This is a genomic window from Enterobacter sp. SORGH_AS_0287 (assembly GCF_031453695.1).
Classification (GTDB): domain Bacteria; phylum Pseudomonadota; class Gammaproteobacteria; order Enterobacterales; family Enterobacteriaceae; genus Enterobacter; species Enterobacter ludwigii.
This window is the reverse complement of sequence record NZ_JAVIZW010000001.1, coordinates 3,603,969-3,619,457: the sequence shown is the minus strand read 5'-3', so window position 1 is coordinate 3,619,457 and position 15,489 is coordinate 3,603,969. Positions and strand designations below refer to the sequence as shown.

Sequence of the window (15,489 nt, the reverse complement as noted above, 5' to 3'; positions counted from 1 at the left end):
CTGACTTGAGAGAGCGCCCTGCGGGGCGCTGTGAGGATCGACCATGACACACAAGAGTGATCCGTTAACCCTGAAGCTGAGCCTGCGCGAAAAGTGCGCCTACGGGATGGGCGATTTTGGCTCTAACCTGATGCTCTGTATTGGCACGCTGTATCTGCTGAAGTTTTATACTGATGAACTGGGCATGCCCGCTTTTTATGGCGGCATTATTTTCCTGGTGGCGAAGTTCTTTACCGCATTCACCGACATGCTGACCGGGGTGTTGCTGGATTCGCGGCGTAACATCGGTGCCAGAGGCAAATTCAGGCCGTTTATTCTTTATGCCTCGGTGCCGGTTGCCCTGGTGGCCACGGCGCAGTTTGTGGCCACCGATTTTAGCCTGACGGTGAAAACCGCTATCGCCACCCTGCTCTTCATGATGTTTGGCCTCTGTTATAGCCTGATGAACTGCTCTTACGGCGCGATGGTTCCCGCCATCACTAAAAATCCGAACGAGCGGGCGCAGCTTGCGGCCTGGCGTCAGGGCGGCGCTACGGTTGGGTTGTTGCTCTGCACCGTGGGGTTTATGCCAATCCAGGCGCTGTTTGTCAGCCAGCCCTCTCTCGGCTATCTGGTGGCCGCACTGGTGTTCGTCACCGGCGGTCTGTTCTGCATGTGGTGGTGCTACAGCGGTGTGAAAGAGCGCTATGTGGAGGTCACGCCCGATCATCATAAGCCTGGCATCCTGAAATCCTTCTGTGCCATTTTCCGCAACCCGCCGTTGCTGGTGTTGTGTATCGCCAACCTCTGCACCCTCGCCGCGTTTAATATCAAACTGGCGATTCAGGTCTACTACACCCAGTACGTGCTAAACGATCTGCATCTGCTGTCGTGGATGGGTTTTTTCAGTATGGGCTGCATTCTGGTTGGCGTGTTTCTGGTGCCTGGCGCGGTTAAGCGCTTCGGCAAGAAGCCGGTCTACCTTGGCGGGCTGACGCTGTGGGCCGTGGGCGACGTGATGAACTTCCTCTGGGGAACCAGCTCCCTGCTCTTTGTGCTCTTTTCCTGCATGGCCTTTTTCGGTACGGCATTCGTAAACAGCCTCAACTGGGCGCTGGTGCCCGATACCGTGGATTATGGCGAGTGGAAAACAGGCATTCGCGCCGAAGGATCGGTTTATACCGGTTATACCTTCTCGCGCAAAATCTCCGCCGCCCTCGCCGGTTTCCTGCCGGGCATTATGTTGACGCAGATTGGCTACATTCCACACGCCGTGCAGAGTGCGGGCACGCTACTGGGGCTCCGTCAGCTAATTTTTCTCTGGCCGTGCGGCCTGGCGATCGTTGCCGCGATAACCATGGGACTCTTTTATAAACTCAACGAAGCACGCTTCGCCTTTATTATTGAGGAGATTGGAAAACGGAAAAAACAACCCGCAAAACCCCCTGAGTTAACCACCAACAATAAAGCGTCAGCAGTCACTTTATAACAATAAATCCGGCCCTGATTCCCTTCCTGTGTAACAGGAGGGGGGCCTTTCTGTACCTCATACATGGACTGATTATGAAAAGAATCGTTACTGCACTGGTTGTGTCGTCTGTGTCCTGCTCGGCAGTTGCCGGCGCCTATGTCGAAACGCGCGAAGCCTATAATACGGCCTCTGAACTGCACGAAGTGATCCTGCGTGCCGGCTATAACTTCGATAAGGGCGCGGGGCTGATGTTCACTAACGCCTATAACGTGGGCAAATGGGACGAGCTTAAGCACAGCTATAACGAAATTGAAGGGTGGTATCCGCTTTTTAAACCGACCGATAAACTCACCTTTCAGCCTGGCGGTTTACTGAATGACAGCAGCGCCGGGTCCGGAGGCGCTATCTATCTGGATACCAATTATAAATTTCTCGACTGGTTTAACCTGACCTTCCGTTATCGCTATAACCACAACAATTACGATACGCCAGACTACAACGGCCAGATGGATAAAAACGACACCCACGAATTCGCTAACTACTGGAATTTCAAGGTCACGGATGCGTTTTTCTATACCTTTGAACCGCATTTTTTCCAGCGCGTGAACGATTACCACAGCAAAAATGGCAAAGACCATCACTGGGAAATCACTCACAAATTTAGCTATAAAATCGATAAAAACTGGCTGCCCTATCTCGAGCTCCAGTGGCTGGACAGATGGAATGATTACAACCGCGAGCAGTACCGTATCCGCCTGGGGTTAAGGTATTCGTTCTGATAATAAAAAAAGCCGCTGATCGCTCAGCGGCTTTTTACGTGCCGGGTGGCGCATGCGCTTACCCGGCCTACGGATTGACCGTATTACTCTTCTTTCGCACCGCGCATTGCACGTTTACGATCGTTCTCGGTCAGGTGACGTTTACGGATACGGATAGACAGTGGGGTCACTTCTACCAGTTCGTCGTCATCGATGAACTCCAGAGCTTGCTCCAGGGTCATCTTGATCGGTGGAACCAGAACCGTTGCTTCGTCAGTACCGGACGCACGCATGTTGGTCAGTTTCTTACCGGTCAGGCAGTTTACAGTCAGGTCGTTAGAACGACTGTGAATACCGATGATCTGGCCTTCATAAACTTCAGCACCGTGACCCAGGAACAGCTTACCGCGATCCTGCAGACCGAACAGCGCAAACGCAACCGCTTTACCCTGACCGTTGGAGATCAGAACGCCGTTGTTACGCTGGCCAACTTCACCCGGACGAACGTCGTCGTAGTGGCTGAAGGTGGAGTACAGCAGACCGGTACCGGACGTCATGGTCATGAACTCTGAACGGAAACCGATCAGACCACGGCTTGGGATCACGTAGTCGAGACGTACGCGGCCTTTGCCATCTGGATTCATGTTTTTCAGGTCGCCTTTACGCTCACCCAGAGCCTGCATAACAGAACCCTGATGCTGCTCTTCAACGTCCAGCGTTACGTTCTCAAACGGCTCTTGTTTACGGCCGTCGATTTCGCGGAAGATAACTTTCGGACGGGAAACCGCCATTTCGAAACCTTCACGACGCATGTTTTCGATCAGAACAGACAGGTGCAGCTCACCACGACCAGAAACGCGGAATGCGTCAGCATCCTGAGTTTCTTCAACGCGCAGCGCAACGTTGTGCACCAGCTCTTTGTTCAGGCGGTCAAGGATCTGACGAGAGGTAACGAATTTACCTTCTTTGCCACAGAACGGAGAGGTGTTGACGTTGAAGAACATGGTTACCGTTGGTTCATCAACAGACAGGGCTGGCAGCGCTTCCACATTCTGCGGGTCGCAGATGGTGTCAGAGATGTTCAGCTCGCCCAGACCGGTAATCGCGATGATGTCGCCCGCTTCAGCCAGTTCGCTGTCGATACGCTCCAGACCCAGGTGAGTCAGAACTTTGCCCACTTTACCGTTACGGGTTTTGCCTTCGCTATCGATGATAGTAACCTGCTGGTTCGGCTTCACTTTACCGCGTTTGATGCGGCCGATACCGATAACGCCAACGTAGTTGTTGTAGTCCAGCTGGGAGATCTGCATCTGCAGCGGACCATCAAGATCAACATCCGGAGCCGGTACGTGATCGACAATCGCCTGATACAGCGGAGTCATGTCTTCCGCCATATTTTCGTGATCCAGACCCGCGATACCATTCAGCGCCGAAGCGTAAATGATAGGGAAGTCCAGCTGCTCGTCGGTCGCGTCGAGGTTAACGAACAGGTCGAACACCTGATCAACAACCCAGTCAGGACGCGCGCCCGGACGGTCAACCTTGTTGATAACAACAATAGGTTTCAGGCCATGGGCAAATGCTTTTTTGGTCACGAAGCGCGTTTGCGGCATTGGGCCGTCAAATGCGTCAACCACCAGCAGCACGGAATCCACCATGGACATCACGCGCTCAACTTCACCACCGAAGTCGGCGTGCCCTGGGGTATCAACGATGTTGATACGGTAGTCATTCCATTTGATAGCGGTGTTTTTCGCGAGGATAGTAATCCCACGCTCTTTCTCCAAATCGTTGGAGTCCATCACACGCTCTTGAGTTTCGGCACGAGCATCAAACGTACCGGACTGCTGCAGCAGCTTATCAACCAGGGTGGTTTTACCATGGTCGACGTGCGCGATGATGGCGATGTTACGCAAATTTTCGATCACAACTTTGCCTCAGGCATTAGAAATAGCGCGTTATTGTACACGGATTAATCGCACTACAAAACAGGATCACAAACATCCCCCGCAAACAAGTATTGCAGAGATGCTTTGTGATCGCTTTCACGGAGCGTAAAAAGGGCACTTTAACGAAAATTGCACCAATATGGTGCTCAGTGTTCACACTGAAGCACTATACTGGTGCAACATAACCATTGTGGTGCAGCACTTTTGCACTATGGTGCGCATGATAACGCCTTTTTGGGGTGTTTTAAAAGTTGGCACAGATTTCGCTTTATAAAAATACGGCAAAAAAATGGCACACAGCCAGCCCAAGACAGAAATTGAAGACCTCGTTACCACGACGACAATGACCAATCTGGAGAGTTAAGTATGTCCGCTGAACACGTTTTGACGATGCTGAACGAACATGAAGTGAAGTTTGTTGATCTGCGCTTCACCGATACCAAAGGTAAAGAACAGCACGTCACTATTCCTGCTCATCAGGTAAACGCCGAATTCTTTGAAGAAGGCAAAATGTTTGACGGCTCCTCCATTGGCGGCTGGAAAGGTATCAACGAATCTGACATGGTTCTGATGCCTGACGCTTCCACTGCGGTCATTGATCCGTTCTTCGAAGAACCAACCCTGATCATCCGTTGCGACATCCTCGAGCCAGGCACACTGCAGGGCTACGACCGCGACCCACGCTCCATCGCGAAACGCGCTGAAGAGTACCTGCGTTCAACCGGTATCGCAGACACCGTACTGTTCGGGCCAGAGCCAGAATTCTTCCTGTTTGATGACATCCGTTTCGGTGCCTCTATTTCTGGCTCCCACGTTGCCATCGACGATATCGAAGGTGCATGGAACTCCTCCACCAAATACGAAGGTGGTAACAAAGGTCACCGTCCTGGCGTTAAAGGCGGTTACTTCCCGGTTCCTCCGGTCGACTCCGCTCAGGACATCCGTTCCACCATGTGTCTGGTGATGGAAGAGATGGGCCTGGTGGTTGAAGCTCACCACCACGAAGTGGCGACTGCGGGTCAGAACGAAGTGGCAACCCGCTTCAACACCATGACCAAAAAAGCAGACGAAATTCAGATCTACAAATACGTTGTGCACAACGTTGCGCACCGTTTCGGTAAAACCGCGACCTTCATGCCAAAACCAATGTTTGGCGATAACGGTTCCGGTATGCACTGCCACATGTCTCTGTCCAAGAACGGAACCAACCTGTTCTCTGGTGACAAATATGCCGGTCTGTCTGAGCAGGCTCTGTATTACATTGGCGGCGTAATCAAACACGCTAAAGCGATCAACGCCCTGGCGAACCCAACCACTAACTCCTACAAGCGTCTGGTCCCAGGCTACGAAGCACCGGTAATGCTGGCGTACTCTGCGCGTAACCGTTCTGCTTCTATCCGTATCCCGGTGGTGGCGTCTCCTAAAGCGCGTCGTATCGAAGTTCGCTTCCCGGATCCAGCTGCTAACCCATACCTGTGCTTCGCAGCACTGCTGATGGCGGGTCTGGACGGTATCAAGAACAAGATCCACCCAGGCGAAGCTATGGACAAAAACCTGTACGACCTGCCGCCAGAAGAAGCGAAAGAGATCCCACAGGTTGCAGGCTCTCTGGAAGAAGCCCTGCAGGCGCTGGACGCAGACCGCGAGTTCCTGACTGCGGGTGGCGTGTTCACTGACGACGCTATCGATGCTTACATCGCCCTGCGTACTGAAGAGAACGACCGTGTGCGTATGACGCCACACCCGGTTGAGTTCGAACTGTACTACAGCGTTTAAGTTTCAATGAGTTTCGCGCGCCCTTTTACGCGCGATCTCACAAGCTTTTATTTGTTGCCGTGGAAACTTTCAGCCCATCTCCGGATGGGCTTTTTTCTCCACCAACAAACTGATCTCACGCGCTTTTTACGACGAAAAAGCTATACTGCACTAAATTAGTGCAACCAACTCCAGGAGACTGCTGAATGGCAACTGGCACGCTGCCCGATGCTGGGCAGATCCTCAATTCTTTGATTAACAGTATTTTGCTGGTCGACGACGAGCTGGCCGTACATTACGCCAACCCGGCGGCGCAGCAGCTGCTCGCCCAGAGTTCACGCAAACTGTTTGGCACCCCGCTTCCGGAATTATTGAGTTATTTCTCGCTGAATATTGGCCTGATGCAGGAAAGTCTGCAGGCCGGTCAGGGCTTTACCGATAACGAAGTCACGCTGGTGATCGACGGGCGCTCACATATTTTATCGCTTACCGCACAACGGCTTCCTGAAGGACTGATCCTGCTTGAAATGGCGCCGATGGATAATCAGCGCCGCCTGAGCCAGGAACAACTTCAGCATGCTCAGCAAATTGCCGCCCGTGACCTGGTGCGAGGCCTGGCGCATGAAATCAAGAACCCGCTGGGTGGCTTACGCGGGGCGGCACAACTCCTGACCAAAGCGCTGCCCGACCCTGCGCTGGCGGAGTACACCAACGTCATCATTGAGCAGGCAGACCGCCTGCGTAACCTGGTTGACCGTCTGCTCGGGCCGCAACAGCCCGGCATGCATGTCTCAGAAAGTATTCATAAAGTGGCTGAGCGGGTTGTGAAACTCGTCTCAATGGAGCTGCCGGAGAACGTCACGCTGGTCCGTGATTACGACCCAAGCCTGCCGGAACTGGCGCATGACCCGGATCAGATTGAGCAGGTCTTGCTGAATATTGTGCGTAATGCCCTGCAGGCGCTGGGGCCGGAAGGGGGCGAAATTATTTTGCGCACCCGCACCGCGTTCCAGCTCACACTGCACGGCGTGCGCTATCGTCTGGCTGCCCGCATCGACGTTGAGGACAACGGGCCGGGTATTCCGTCGCATCTTCAGGACACCCTGTTCTACCCGATGGTCAGCGGTCGCGAAGGCGGTACCGGCCTGGGGTTATCCATTGCCCGTAGTTTGATCGATCAACACTCTGGAAAAATTGAATTTACCAGTTGGCCGGGACATACCGAATTTTCGGTTTTCCTGCCGATTAAAAAATAAAGGTGACGTTTATGCAACGAGGGATAGTCTGGGTAGTCGATGACGATAGCTCCATCCGTTGGGTGCTTGAACGCGCGCTCACAGGGGCAGGATTAAGCTGCACGACGTTTGAGAGCGGCAGCGAAGTGCTCGACGCACTCACCACCAAAACGCCGGATGTGCTGCTTTCGGATATTCGCATGCCGGGAATGGACGGGCTGGCGCTTTTAAAGCAGATCAAACAACGCCATCCTATGCTTCCGGTCATCATAATGACGGCGCATTCCGACCTGGACGCCGCGGTGAGTGCCTATCAGCAAGGGGCGTTCGATTACCTGCCCAAACCGTTTGATATCGACGAAGCGGTCGCCCTGGTTGAGCGCGCGATCAGCCACTACCAGGAGCAGCAGCAACCTCGTCACACGCCTGACTTCGGGCCCACGACGGACATCATTGGCGAAGCGCCAGCCATGCAGGATGTGTTTCGTATCATTGGCCGTCTGTCACGCTCGTCCATCAGCGTACTGATTAACGGTGAATCGGGAACCGGTAAAGAGCTGGTAGCGCATGCCTTACATCGCCACAGCCCGCGGGCAAAAGCACCGTTTATCGCCCTGAATATGGCAGCCATCCCAAAGGATTTAATTGAATCCGAACTGTTTGGCCATGAGAAAGGGGCTTTTACCGGCGCGAATACCATTCGCCAGGGTCGCTTCGAGCAGGCGGACGGTGGAACACTCTTCCTGGATGAAATCGGTGATATGCCGCTGGATGTCCAGACCCGTTTGCTGCGTGTGTTGGCCGACGGACAGTTTTATCGCGTAGGTGGCTATGCGCCGGTGAAGGTCGATGTACGCATTATTGCCGCGACGCACCAGAATCTGGAGCAGCGCGTCCAGGAAGGTAAATTCCGTGAGGATTTATTCCATCGCCTGAACGTGATCCGCGTTCATTTGCCACCGCTACGTGAACGCCGTGAAGATATTCCCCGCCTGGCGCGCCATTTTCTGCAGGTCGCTGCCCGCGAGTTGGGCGTGGAAGCCAAGCAGCTGCACCCGGAAACCGATGCCGCCCTCACCCGCCTGGCGTGGCCGGGCAACGTGCGTCAGCTGGAAAACACCTGTCGCTGGTTGACCGTAATGGCCGCCGGGCAGGAAGTCCTGATTCAGGATTTACCGGCTGAACTGTTTGAAGCGACTGCGCCAGAAAGCAGCACCGGACATGCATTGCCGGACAGCTGGGCGACGCTGCTGGCACAGTGGGCCGATCGCGCGCTGCGTTCCGGTCATCAAAACTTGCTGTCTGAAGCCCAGCCCGAGATGGAGCGCACGCTGTTGACCACCGCACTCCGCCATACACAGGGCCATAAGCAGGAAGCGGCACGCCTGCTGGGATGGGGACGTAATACCCTGACGCGTAAGCTGAAAGAGCTGGGCATGGAGTGATCTTTACTCTTGTGTAAAGGTTATTAATTGAGCGCAAATTGCTGCTATTTTGCGCTTTACTGTATCAATGATTTTTGTATGATCGTGCCCGGAAAGTGAGGGTGATCATCATGCTGGAAACATTAGTGAATATGCTCTCAAGTGGAGCAGCTGAAAGCCACACGCCACAAACAGCCGTTGCTGCTGTGCTGTGCGCGGCGCTGGTTGGGCTGTTTAGCTAGAGAGTCGCTAACAAAAAAGCCGGGTAGCGGCTTCGCCTTACCCGGCCAAATATGTTGGCACGTCTTAAATGACGCGTGAGAACTGCTGCAGACGCGCTTTCTGACGCAGATAGGCGTCGAAGCACATGCAGATATTACGAATCAACAGGCGCCCTTTGGGTGTCACGTCAATTGCACGTTCTGAAACATCCACCAGCCCATCTTTTGCCAGAGGCGCTAACAGCTTCAGGTCATCAGCAAAGTAATCGCTGAAATGCAGATCCCACTGCGCTTCCACCTCGCTGAAATCAAGACGGAAGTTACAGATGAGCGCCTTAATCACGTCACGACGGATGCAATCATCGCGCGTTAACGCGATACCGCGCCACAGCGCGTTGCCCGCGTCATCTACCTGCTGGTAGTAAAGCTTCAGCTCTTTCTGGTTCTGCGCGTAGCAGTCCCCGATCATGCTGATGGCGGAGACGCCCATCCCCAGCAAATCAGTGTCGCCCTGGGTGGTGTAGCCCTGGAAATTTCGGTGCAGTACGCCTTCGCGCTGGGCAATAGCCAGCTCGTCATCCGGACGAGCAAAGTGATCCATGCCGATGAACTGATAACCAGCTTCGGTCAGCGAGGCGATGGTTTCCTGCAGAATATCCAGCTTCTGTTGGGCAGAAGGCAGGTCGGCATCTTTGATTTTGCGCTGAGCGGCAAACAGCGTCGGCAGATGCGCATAGTTAAAGACGCTCAGGCGGTCCGGGTTGAGTTTGGCCACGCGTTTCAGCGTGAAGGCGAAGCTCTCCGGCGTTTGCTTAGGCAGGCCGTAAATCAGGTCGATATTGGTCGACGTAAAGCCGATATCGCGGGCGTGGCTGAGTAAGGCAAAGATAAACTCTTCATCCTGCTCACGGTTCACCAGCCGCTGCACCTCTTTGTTGAAGTCCTGCACGCCCATGCTCAGGCGATTGAAACCTTCAGCGCGTAAGTGATCCAGTACATCCAGCTCAATTTCGCGCGGATCGACCTCGATCGAGATTTCAGCATCGTCGTTAAAACGGAAGTTGTTGCGCAGGAGCGTCATTAAACGGCTGATCTGCGCTTTATTCAGATACGTTGGCGTCCCCCCACCCCAGTGAAGCTGGCTGACGTGACGGCCGGCAAACAGCGGGGCACGGTGCAGAATCTCCTGCTCCAGCGCATCCAGATACTGATCGGCTTTATGTTGCTGACGGGTAACGATTTTATTGCAGCCGCAGAAGTAGCAGAGCTTGTGGCAGAACGGAATATGGACATAGAGCGACAGCGGACGCTCGGGGTAGCGCGCGACAGCCTGCTGAAACGCCGCTTCGCCGAAACTATCGGAGAACTCCAGCGCGGTGGGGTATGACGTATAACGCGGCCCGGAATAGTTATATTTCTGGATTAGGGCCAAATCCCAGTCGATAGTTGGTACAGACATGCTCACTCCTTCCGTTGGTGTCGCGTTCGCATACGGCGGCCCGTTCTGGTCCCATCTCGGGCCATCACTCGGGTGCGCAGCCACTTCTGTCGCCGCGACAACCGCCGTAGTTTAACGAATAACCACACCAGATAACATATAACCGGAAGGGTTATTAGCAGGACTATCGTCCCTGCCGGATGCAAATGTTAGTTTCCACCCTTCAGAAGACGCATCATATCTTCCTGCTTTTCGTCTTCTTCTTCATCTTCGTCATCCTCGTAAGACAGACCCAGCTTCTGCATCAGCTCATCAATGCGGTCCAGTTTGGCATCAACCCATGACTGCTCTTCGGCGGTCAGGGTTTCACCCTCTTCAAGACGTTCCAGCAGCGCGTCCAGGCGCTCATCGTTCTCCAGCAAATCCAGCTCAGCCTGCGGTGAAAGCATAGGTTTCTCGCTCTTTGGTTTGTGCTGCTTAGTGACCGGGGTGTCTGTCACGCCCAGTGGAACAGGTGTTTTACTGCCAATACGTGGGTCTTTCTGCTGCTTGTTTTTCGCAGAAGCGCCAGAAGCATCACCACCGTTTGCACGGCTACCCGCAGCATGACCGCGATGTTTTTTATCGCGTTTGCGATCGCGCGATTCCTGGTTCAGTTCTTCGCGCGTTTTGCGGTGTGCTTTTGCAGGGCGTTTAGCGCCCGCAGCGGAGGTCGGTTTTTTCATGATGTTTTATCTTTAAGTCGTTTTCTTCAGTATAGAATTGCGGCGAAATCTAGCAGAAAGCAAGCAAAGAAAAAAGGCGACAGAGCAATCTGTCGCCTTTTTTCCTGACTCACAACCCTTAACGGGTCAGACATTCCGTGTTTGCCAACAACAAACCCTGTTTATCCCTTGGCTAATACCGTCCGTGATACGGTTCCGTTTCCTGTTAAAACGCCTCCAGGCGTTGGTCATCCTGACAATCCTGCGTCTTCGCCTCCTGGCGCTCCTGACCCTAATCCTTAAGTCTATTTCCTGTTGGCTTCCTCGCCCTGACGCACACTTTACCCTGTTCAGTTAAACTGACAAGCAACGAAACGGCACAAAAACGGATTTTCAGATAATTACCCGAGAATAAGCTTATGATTTAAAACAATTTGGCTTTTTTAACGCCTGCGAATTCTCTGAAATCTCCCATAGTATTCATAGCCGATCTCTCACAACCGCCAGGGTTTTAACTTACAGGCACTGTGCAATCAAAAAAGTCTTTTGCCGGCATTCAGGTATAATCCCCCTCAGATTACGATTTTGGAGACGACCACGTGACTACCTGGAACTACCAACAGACGCATTTTGTCACCAGTGCGCCCGATATCCGCCACCTTCCTTCTGATACTGGCATTGAAGTGGCTTTTGCTGGCCGCTCTAACGCGGGCAAATCCAGCGCCCTGAATACGCTGACCAATCAGAAGAGCCTGGCGCGTACCTCAAAAACACCTGGCCGTACTCAGCTGATTAACCTGTTTGAAGTGGCAGAAGGCAAACGCCTGGTCGACTTACCGGGATATGGTTACGCGCAAGTTCCGGAAGAGATGAAGATCAAATGGCAGCGTGCGCTGGGTGAATACCTGGAAAAACGCCAGTGCCTGAAAGGTCTGGTGGTGCTGATGGATATCCGCCATCCCCTGAAAGATCTCGATCAGCAGATGATCGACTGGGCTGTCTCAAGTGAGATAGCCGTGCTGGTACTGCTGACTAAAGCGGATAAACTGGCGAGCGGCGCGCGTAAAGCGCAGGTGAATATGGTTCGCGAAGCGGTGCTGGCTTTTAACGGCGACGTACAGGTAGAGCCGTTCTCCTCGCTGAAAAAGCAGGGTGTCGACAAGCTGCGTCAGAAGCTCGATAGCTGGTTCAACGAGCTGGAACCCGCGACGGAAGCGGAAGAAGAGTAATACCGAGCGCGGCGATGTCCGCGCTTTTTTTTGCCTGGATTTTTCTTTGCCGCAATAAAAAACGCCCCAGTCATTACTGACTGGGGCGGCTAAAATATTCAGCCAAATCCGATTACGTGAAGTAAAAGGTCTGAAAGATAGAACATCTTACCTCTGTACCCTACGCGAATAACTCTACCCCTTTTTTTGCTGTAGAAAAAGCACTTTTTGTAGTTTTTTTTCATTCTTTACATAGGGAATTCTAATGATCGTCACAAAACGCACTTTGTTATGTTGCTAACTTACATAAAAAGCGCGTTATTGGCAGAACCCTTAGTGAGCTTGATCCCAGTTTTCACCGCTGCCCACTTCCACCAGCAACGGCACGTCAAGCGTCATGCTGCTTTCCATCAGTTCGTGGATCTTCTTCGACACAGCGTCCAGATCATCTTTGTGGACTTCGAATACCAGTTCATCGTGTACCTGCATGATCATCTTCACGCGTGGCTTCTCTTTTTCCAGCCAGGCATCAACCGCAATCATCGCGCGCTTAATAATGTCTGCCGCCGTCCCCTGCATCGGGGCGTTGATGGCAGCACGTTCTGCACCGGCACGACGTGCGGCGTTGCTTGATTTGATGTCCGGCAGATAAAGGCGACGGCCATCCAGGGTTTCGACGTAGCCTTTCTCCTTCGCCTGTGCGCGGGTGCGTTCCATATATTCCAGCACGCCCGGATAACGCTCGAAGTAGAGATCCATATACTTCTGTGACTCTTTACGCGGAATGTTGAGCTGGCGCGAAAGGCCAAAGGCGCTCATGCCGTAGATCAGACCGAAGTTGATCGCCTTCGCACTGCGACGTTGCTCGTGAGTCACGCTGTCCAGCGGCAGCCCAAAGACTTCAGCCGCCGTTGCACGGTGGATATCCTTTCCTTCCGCAAAGGCCGTCAGCAGCCCCTTGTCGCGTGACAGGTGCGCCATAATACGCAGCTCAATTTGCGAGTAGTCGGCCGAGACGATCAGGTAGTCGTCTGGCGCGATAAACGCCTGACGGATACGACGGCCTTCTTCATTGCGTACCGGGATGTTCTGCAGGTTTGGATCGGTCGAGGAGAGACGACCGGTCGCCGCCACAGCCTGATGATACGAGGTATGCACGCGGCCCGTTTTAGGGTTGATCATCAGCGGAAGTTTATCGGTATAGGTAGACTTCAGCTTCGCCAGACCACGGTACTGGAGAATCACTTTTGGCAGCGGGTAATCCAGCGCCAGTTCCTCAAGCACTTCTTCAGACGTTGATGGCGCGCCGCCAGGGGTTTTCTTCAGCGGCTTAATTCCCTGCTTTTCAAACAGGATGGTCTGAAGCTGTTTCGGAGATGAAAGGTTAAACGGTTCGCCAGCAAGCTCATGCGCCTTCTGCTCAAGCTCGGTCAACCGCTGCGCCAGTTCTCCGGAGTGGTTATGCAGCACCGTCGGATCAATTTTTACGCCGTTGCGCTCAATGCGCGAGAGCACAGGTACCAGCGGCATCTCAATGTGCTGGAACACGTTCAGCGGACCTTCGTGCTTCTGCAGTTTTGGCCACATCTTCAGGTGCAGTTGCAGCGTGACATCGGCGTCTTCGGCCGCGTAGCGACCCGCTTCTTCCAGGGCAATCTGATTGAAGGTGAGCTGGTTTTTACCTTTTCCGGCAATCTCTTCAAAGGTAATGGTCTTATGCTTAAGCCAACGGTCGGATAAAGAGTCCATATCATGACGACCCGCCACGCTGTCGAGAATGTAAGATTCCAGCATGGTATCGAACGCAATGCCGCGCAGCTCAATGCCATAGTTTTGCAGAATGCCGCGATCATATTTGAGGTTTTGCCCGACCTTAAGCGCCTTGTCATCTTCCAGAATCGGCTTCAGCAGCTCCAGCACACGCTCACGCGGGATCTGATCAGGTGCATCGAGGTAATCATGTGCAACGGGCACATAGGCCGCCATTCCCGGCTCCGTCGCAAATGACAGGCCGACCATATTGGCGGAAATGTTATCGAGGCTGTCGGTTTCCGTATCGAAGGCAAAGAATGGCGCTTTTTTGAGCTTCTCAATCCACGCCACCAGCTGTGACTCTTCAAGGAGGGTTTCGTAATTGTCGAAAGAGAGCGCGATGGCCTCTTCTTCTGCCAGCTCTTCGGCATCAACGACAATCGTCTCCTTTGGCTTAGCAGCCGGTTTGGCCCCTTTTGCCTGCAGCCATTTACCGGCTTCCACGTCCGTGGTCCAGCGCTTGAATTCGTATTTCTTAAACAGGCTTAACAGTTCGTCTGCGGAAGGCTGCTGCACTTCAAGCTGCTCACAACCCAGTTCCAGTTCAACATCGGTTTTAATGGTTGCCAGCTTATAGGAGAGATAAGCCACCTCTTTGTTCTCTTCCAGCTTTCCGGCCATGGTTTTTGCACCACGGAAGGAGAGCCCGGCGATTTTGTCCGGCTCCGCGTACAGCGTATCCAGCCCGCCCAATCCCTGAAGCAGCGCCTGGGCGGTCTTTTCACCCACGCCAGGTACGCCTGGGATGTTATCCGAGGAGTCGCCCATCAGCGCGAGGAAGTCGATAATCAGCTCTGGCGGCACGCCATATTTTGTGACCACCTCTTCAGGCCCCAGGATGGTGTTGGTCATGGTGTTAATCAGGGTGATACCCGGCGTTACCAGCTGCGCCATATCTTTATCCCCTGTACTGATCAGTACCGGACGACCCATTTTTTCTGCTTCACGTGCCAGCGTACCTATTACGTCATCGGCTTCGACCCCAGAGACGGCCAGCAGCGGCAAGCCCATCGCTTTTACCATCGCGTGCAGCGGTTCAATCTGCGCACGCAGATCGTCAGGCATTGGCGGACGGTGAGATTTGTAATGCTCAAAAAGCTCGTCGCGGAAGGTTTTACCTTTCGCATCAAACACCACTGCCGCATGGGTTGGCTGGTACTGAAGGATCAGGCTGCGCAGCATGTTTAGCACGCCGTACATTGCGCCGGTAGGTTCCCCTGCGCTATTGGTCAGAGGAGGAAACGCATGGTACGCCCGATACAGGTAAGAAGAGCCGTCGACGAGAATAAGAGGGTTTTCTGGGATCTGAACCATAATGTCCGTGCCTTTAATCAATTTATGCGTAAAGGATGCCACAGAAGGATGAAAACATCAGTTATTAGCGCCAGATACAGGAAAAGATTTTGCGATCGTGAGGATCGCTCGCAAAAATAAATCTGTGGATAAGTTTGTGCATACTTTTACGCCACAGGAATAACAGACGCTAAAAGTACATACCTCATAATAAATAGATGCTATATATCATAGAGTTATTA

Annotated in this window: 11 protein-coding genes; 7 read left to right on the top strand and 4 right to left on the bottom strand. The window is 53.2% G+C overall.

Annotated features, from left to right (window positions below; all coding sequences use genetic code 11):
- Nucleotides 1–43: 43 nt before the first annotated feature.
- On the top strand, nucleotides 44–1,468 hold the full coding sequence (locus tag QE396_RS17155; RefSeq protein WP_020883983.1) for an MFS transporter: 1,425 nt from the start codon (nucleotides 44–46) through the stop codon (nucleotides 1,466–1,468).
- 74 nt (nucleotides 1,469–1,542) lie between these two features.
- On the top strand, nucleotides 1,543–2,229 hold the full coding sequence (gene ompL / locus QE396_RS17150; RefSeq protein WP_020883984.1) for a porin OmpL: 687 nt from the start codon (nucleotides 1,543–1,545) through the stop codon (nucleotides 2,227–2,229).
- 83 nt (nucleotides 2,230–2,312) lie between these two features.
- Here ompL and typA read toward each other — a convergent pair whose 3' ends face one another.
- Nucleotides 2,313–4,136 (bottom strand): ribosome-dependent GTPase TypA, encoded by a 1,824-nt coding sequence (gene typA, locus QE396_RS17145; RefSeq protein WP_014172248.1) that lies wholly within the window; start codon nucleotides 4,134–4,136, stop codon nucleotides 2,313–2,315.
- A gap of 387 nt (nucleotides 4,137–4,523) precedes the next feature.
- Here typA and glnA point away from each other — a divergent pair, with 387 nt between their 5' ends.
- The 4 genes from glnA (at nucleotide 4,524) to QE396_RS17125 (ending at nucleotide 8,813) form a co-directional block, all read left to right on the top strand.
- Entirely contained in the window at nucleotides 4,524–5,933 is a 1,410-nt protein-coding gene (gene glnA / locus QE396_RS17140; protein ID WP_014172249.1) for a glutamate--ammonia ligase, read from the top strand.
- A gap of 185 nt (nucleotides 5,934–6,118) precedes the next feature.
- Nucleotides 6,119–7,168, top strand: coding sequence for a nitrogen regulation protein NR(II) (gene glnL, locus QE396_RS17135; RefSeq protein WP_014172250.1), 1,050 nt, complete (start codon nucleotides 6,119–6,121; stop codon nucleotides 7,166–7,168).
- A gap of 11 nt (nucleotides 7,169–7,179) precedes the next feature.
- Nucleotides 7,180–8,592: a nitrogen regulation protein NR(I) gene (gene glnG / locus QE396_RS17130; protein ID WP_020883985.1), complete on the top strand. Its 1,413-nt coding sequence runs from the start codon at nucleotides 7,180–7,182 to the stop codon at nucleotides 8,590–8,592.
- A 110-nt stretch (nucleotides 8,593–8,702) separates the two neighbouring features.
- Complete coding sequence (locus tag QE396_RS17125; RefSeq protein ID WP_032670298.1) at nucleotides 8,703–8,813, top strand: YshB family small membrane protein; 111 nt, start codon at nucleotides 8,703–8,705, stop codon at nucleotides 8,811–8,813.
- Nucleotides 8,814–8,877: 64 nt separating this feature from the next.
- Here the strand turns inward: QE396_RS17125 and hemN are convergent, their stop codons facing one another.
- Nucleotides 8,878–10,251 carry an oxygen-independent coproporphyrinogen III oxidase gene (hemN, locus tag QE396_RS17120; RefSeq protein ID WP_020883986.1) on the bottom strand — a complete coding sequence of 458 codons (1,374 nt, stop codon included), beginning with the start codon at nucleotides 10,249–10,251 and terminating at the stop codon, nucleotides 8,878–8,880.
- Nucleotides 10,252–10,439: 188 nt separating this feature from the next.
- On the bottom strand, nucleotides 10,440–10,955 hold the full coding sequence (gene yihI, locus QE396_RS17115; protein WP_020883987.1) for a Der GTPase-activating protein YihI: 516 nt from the start codon (nucleotides 10,953–10,955) through the stop codon (nucleotides 10,440–10,442).
- A gap of 578 nt (nucleotides 10,956–11,533) precedes the next feature.
- On the opposite strand from yihI, the gene yihA reads away from it, so the two are divergent.
- Nucleotides 11,534–12,163 (top strand): ribosome biogenesis GTP-binding protein YihA/YsxC, encoded by a 630-nt coding sequence (yihA, locus tag QE396_RS17110; RefSeq protein WP_014172255.1) that lies wholly within the window; start codon nucleotides 11,534–11,536, stop codon nucleotides 12,161–12,163.
- Nucleotides 12,164–12,475: 312 nt separating this feature from the next.
- On the opposite strand, the gene polA is transcribed toward yihA, so the two are convergent.
- Nucleotides 12,476–15,268 carry a DNA polymerase I gene (polA, locus tag QE396_RS17105; RefSeq protein WP_020883988.1) on the bottom strand — a complete coding sequence of 931 codons (2,793 nt, stop codon included), beginning with the start codon at nucleotides 15,266–15,268 and terminating at the stop codon, nucleotides 12,476–12,478.
- Nucleotides 15,269–15,489 lie beyond the last annotated feature (221 nt).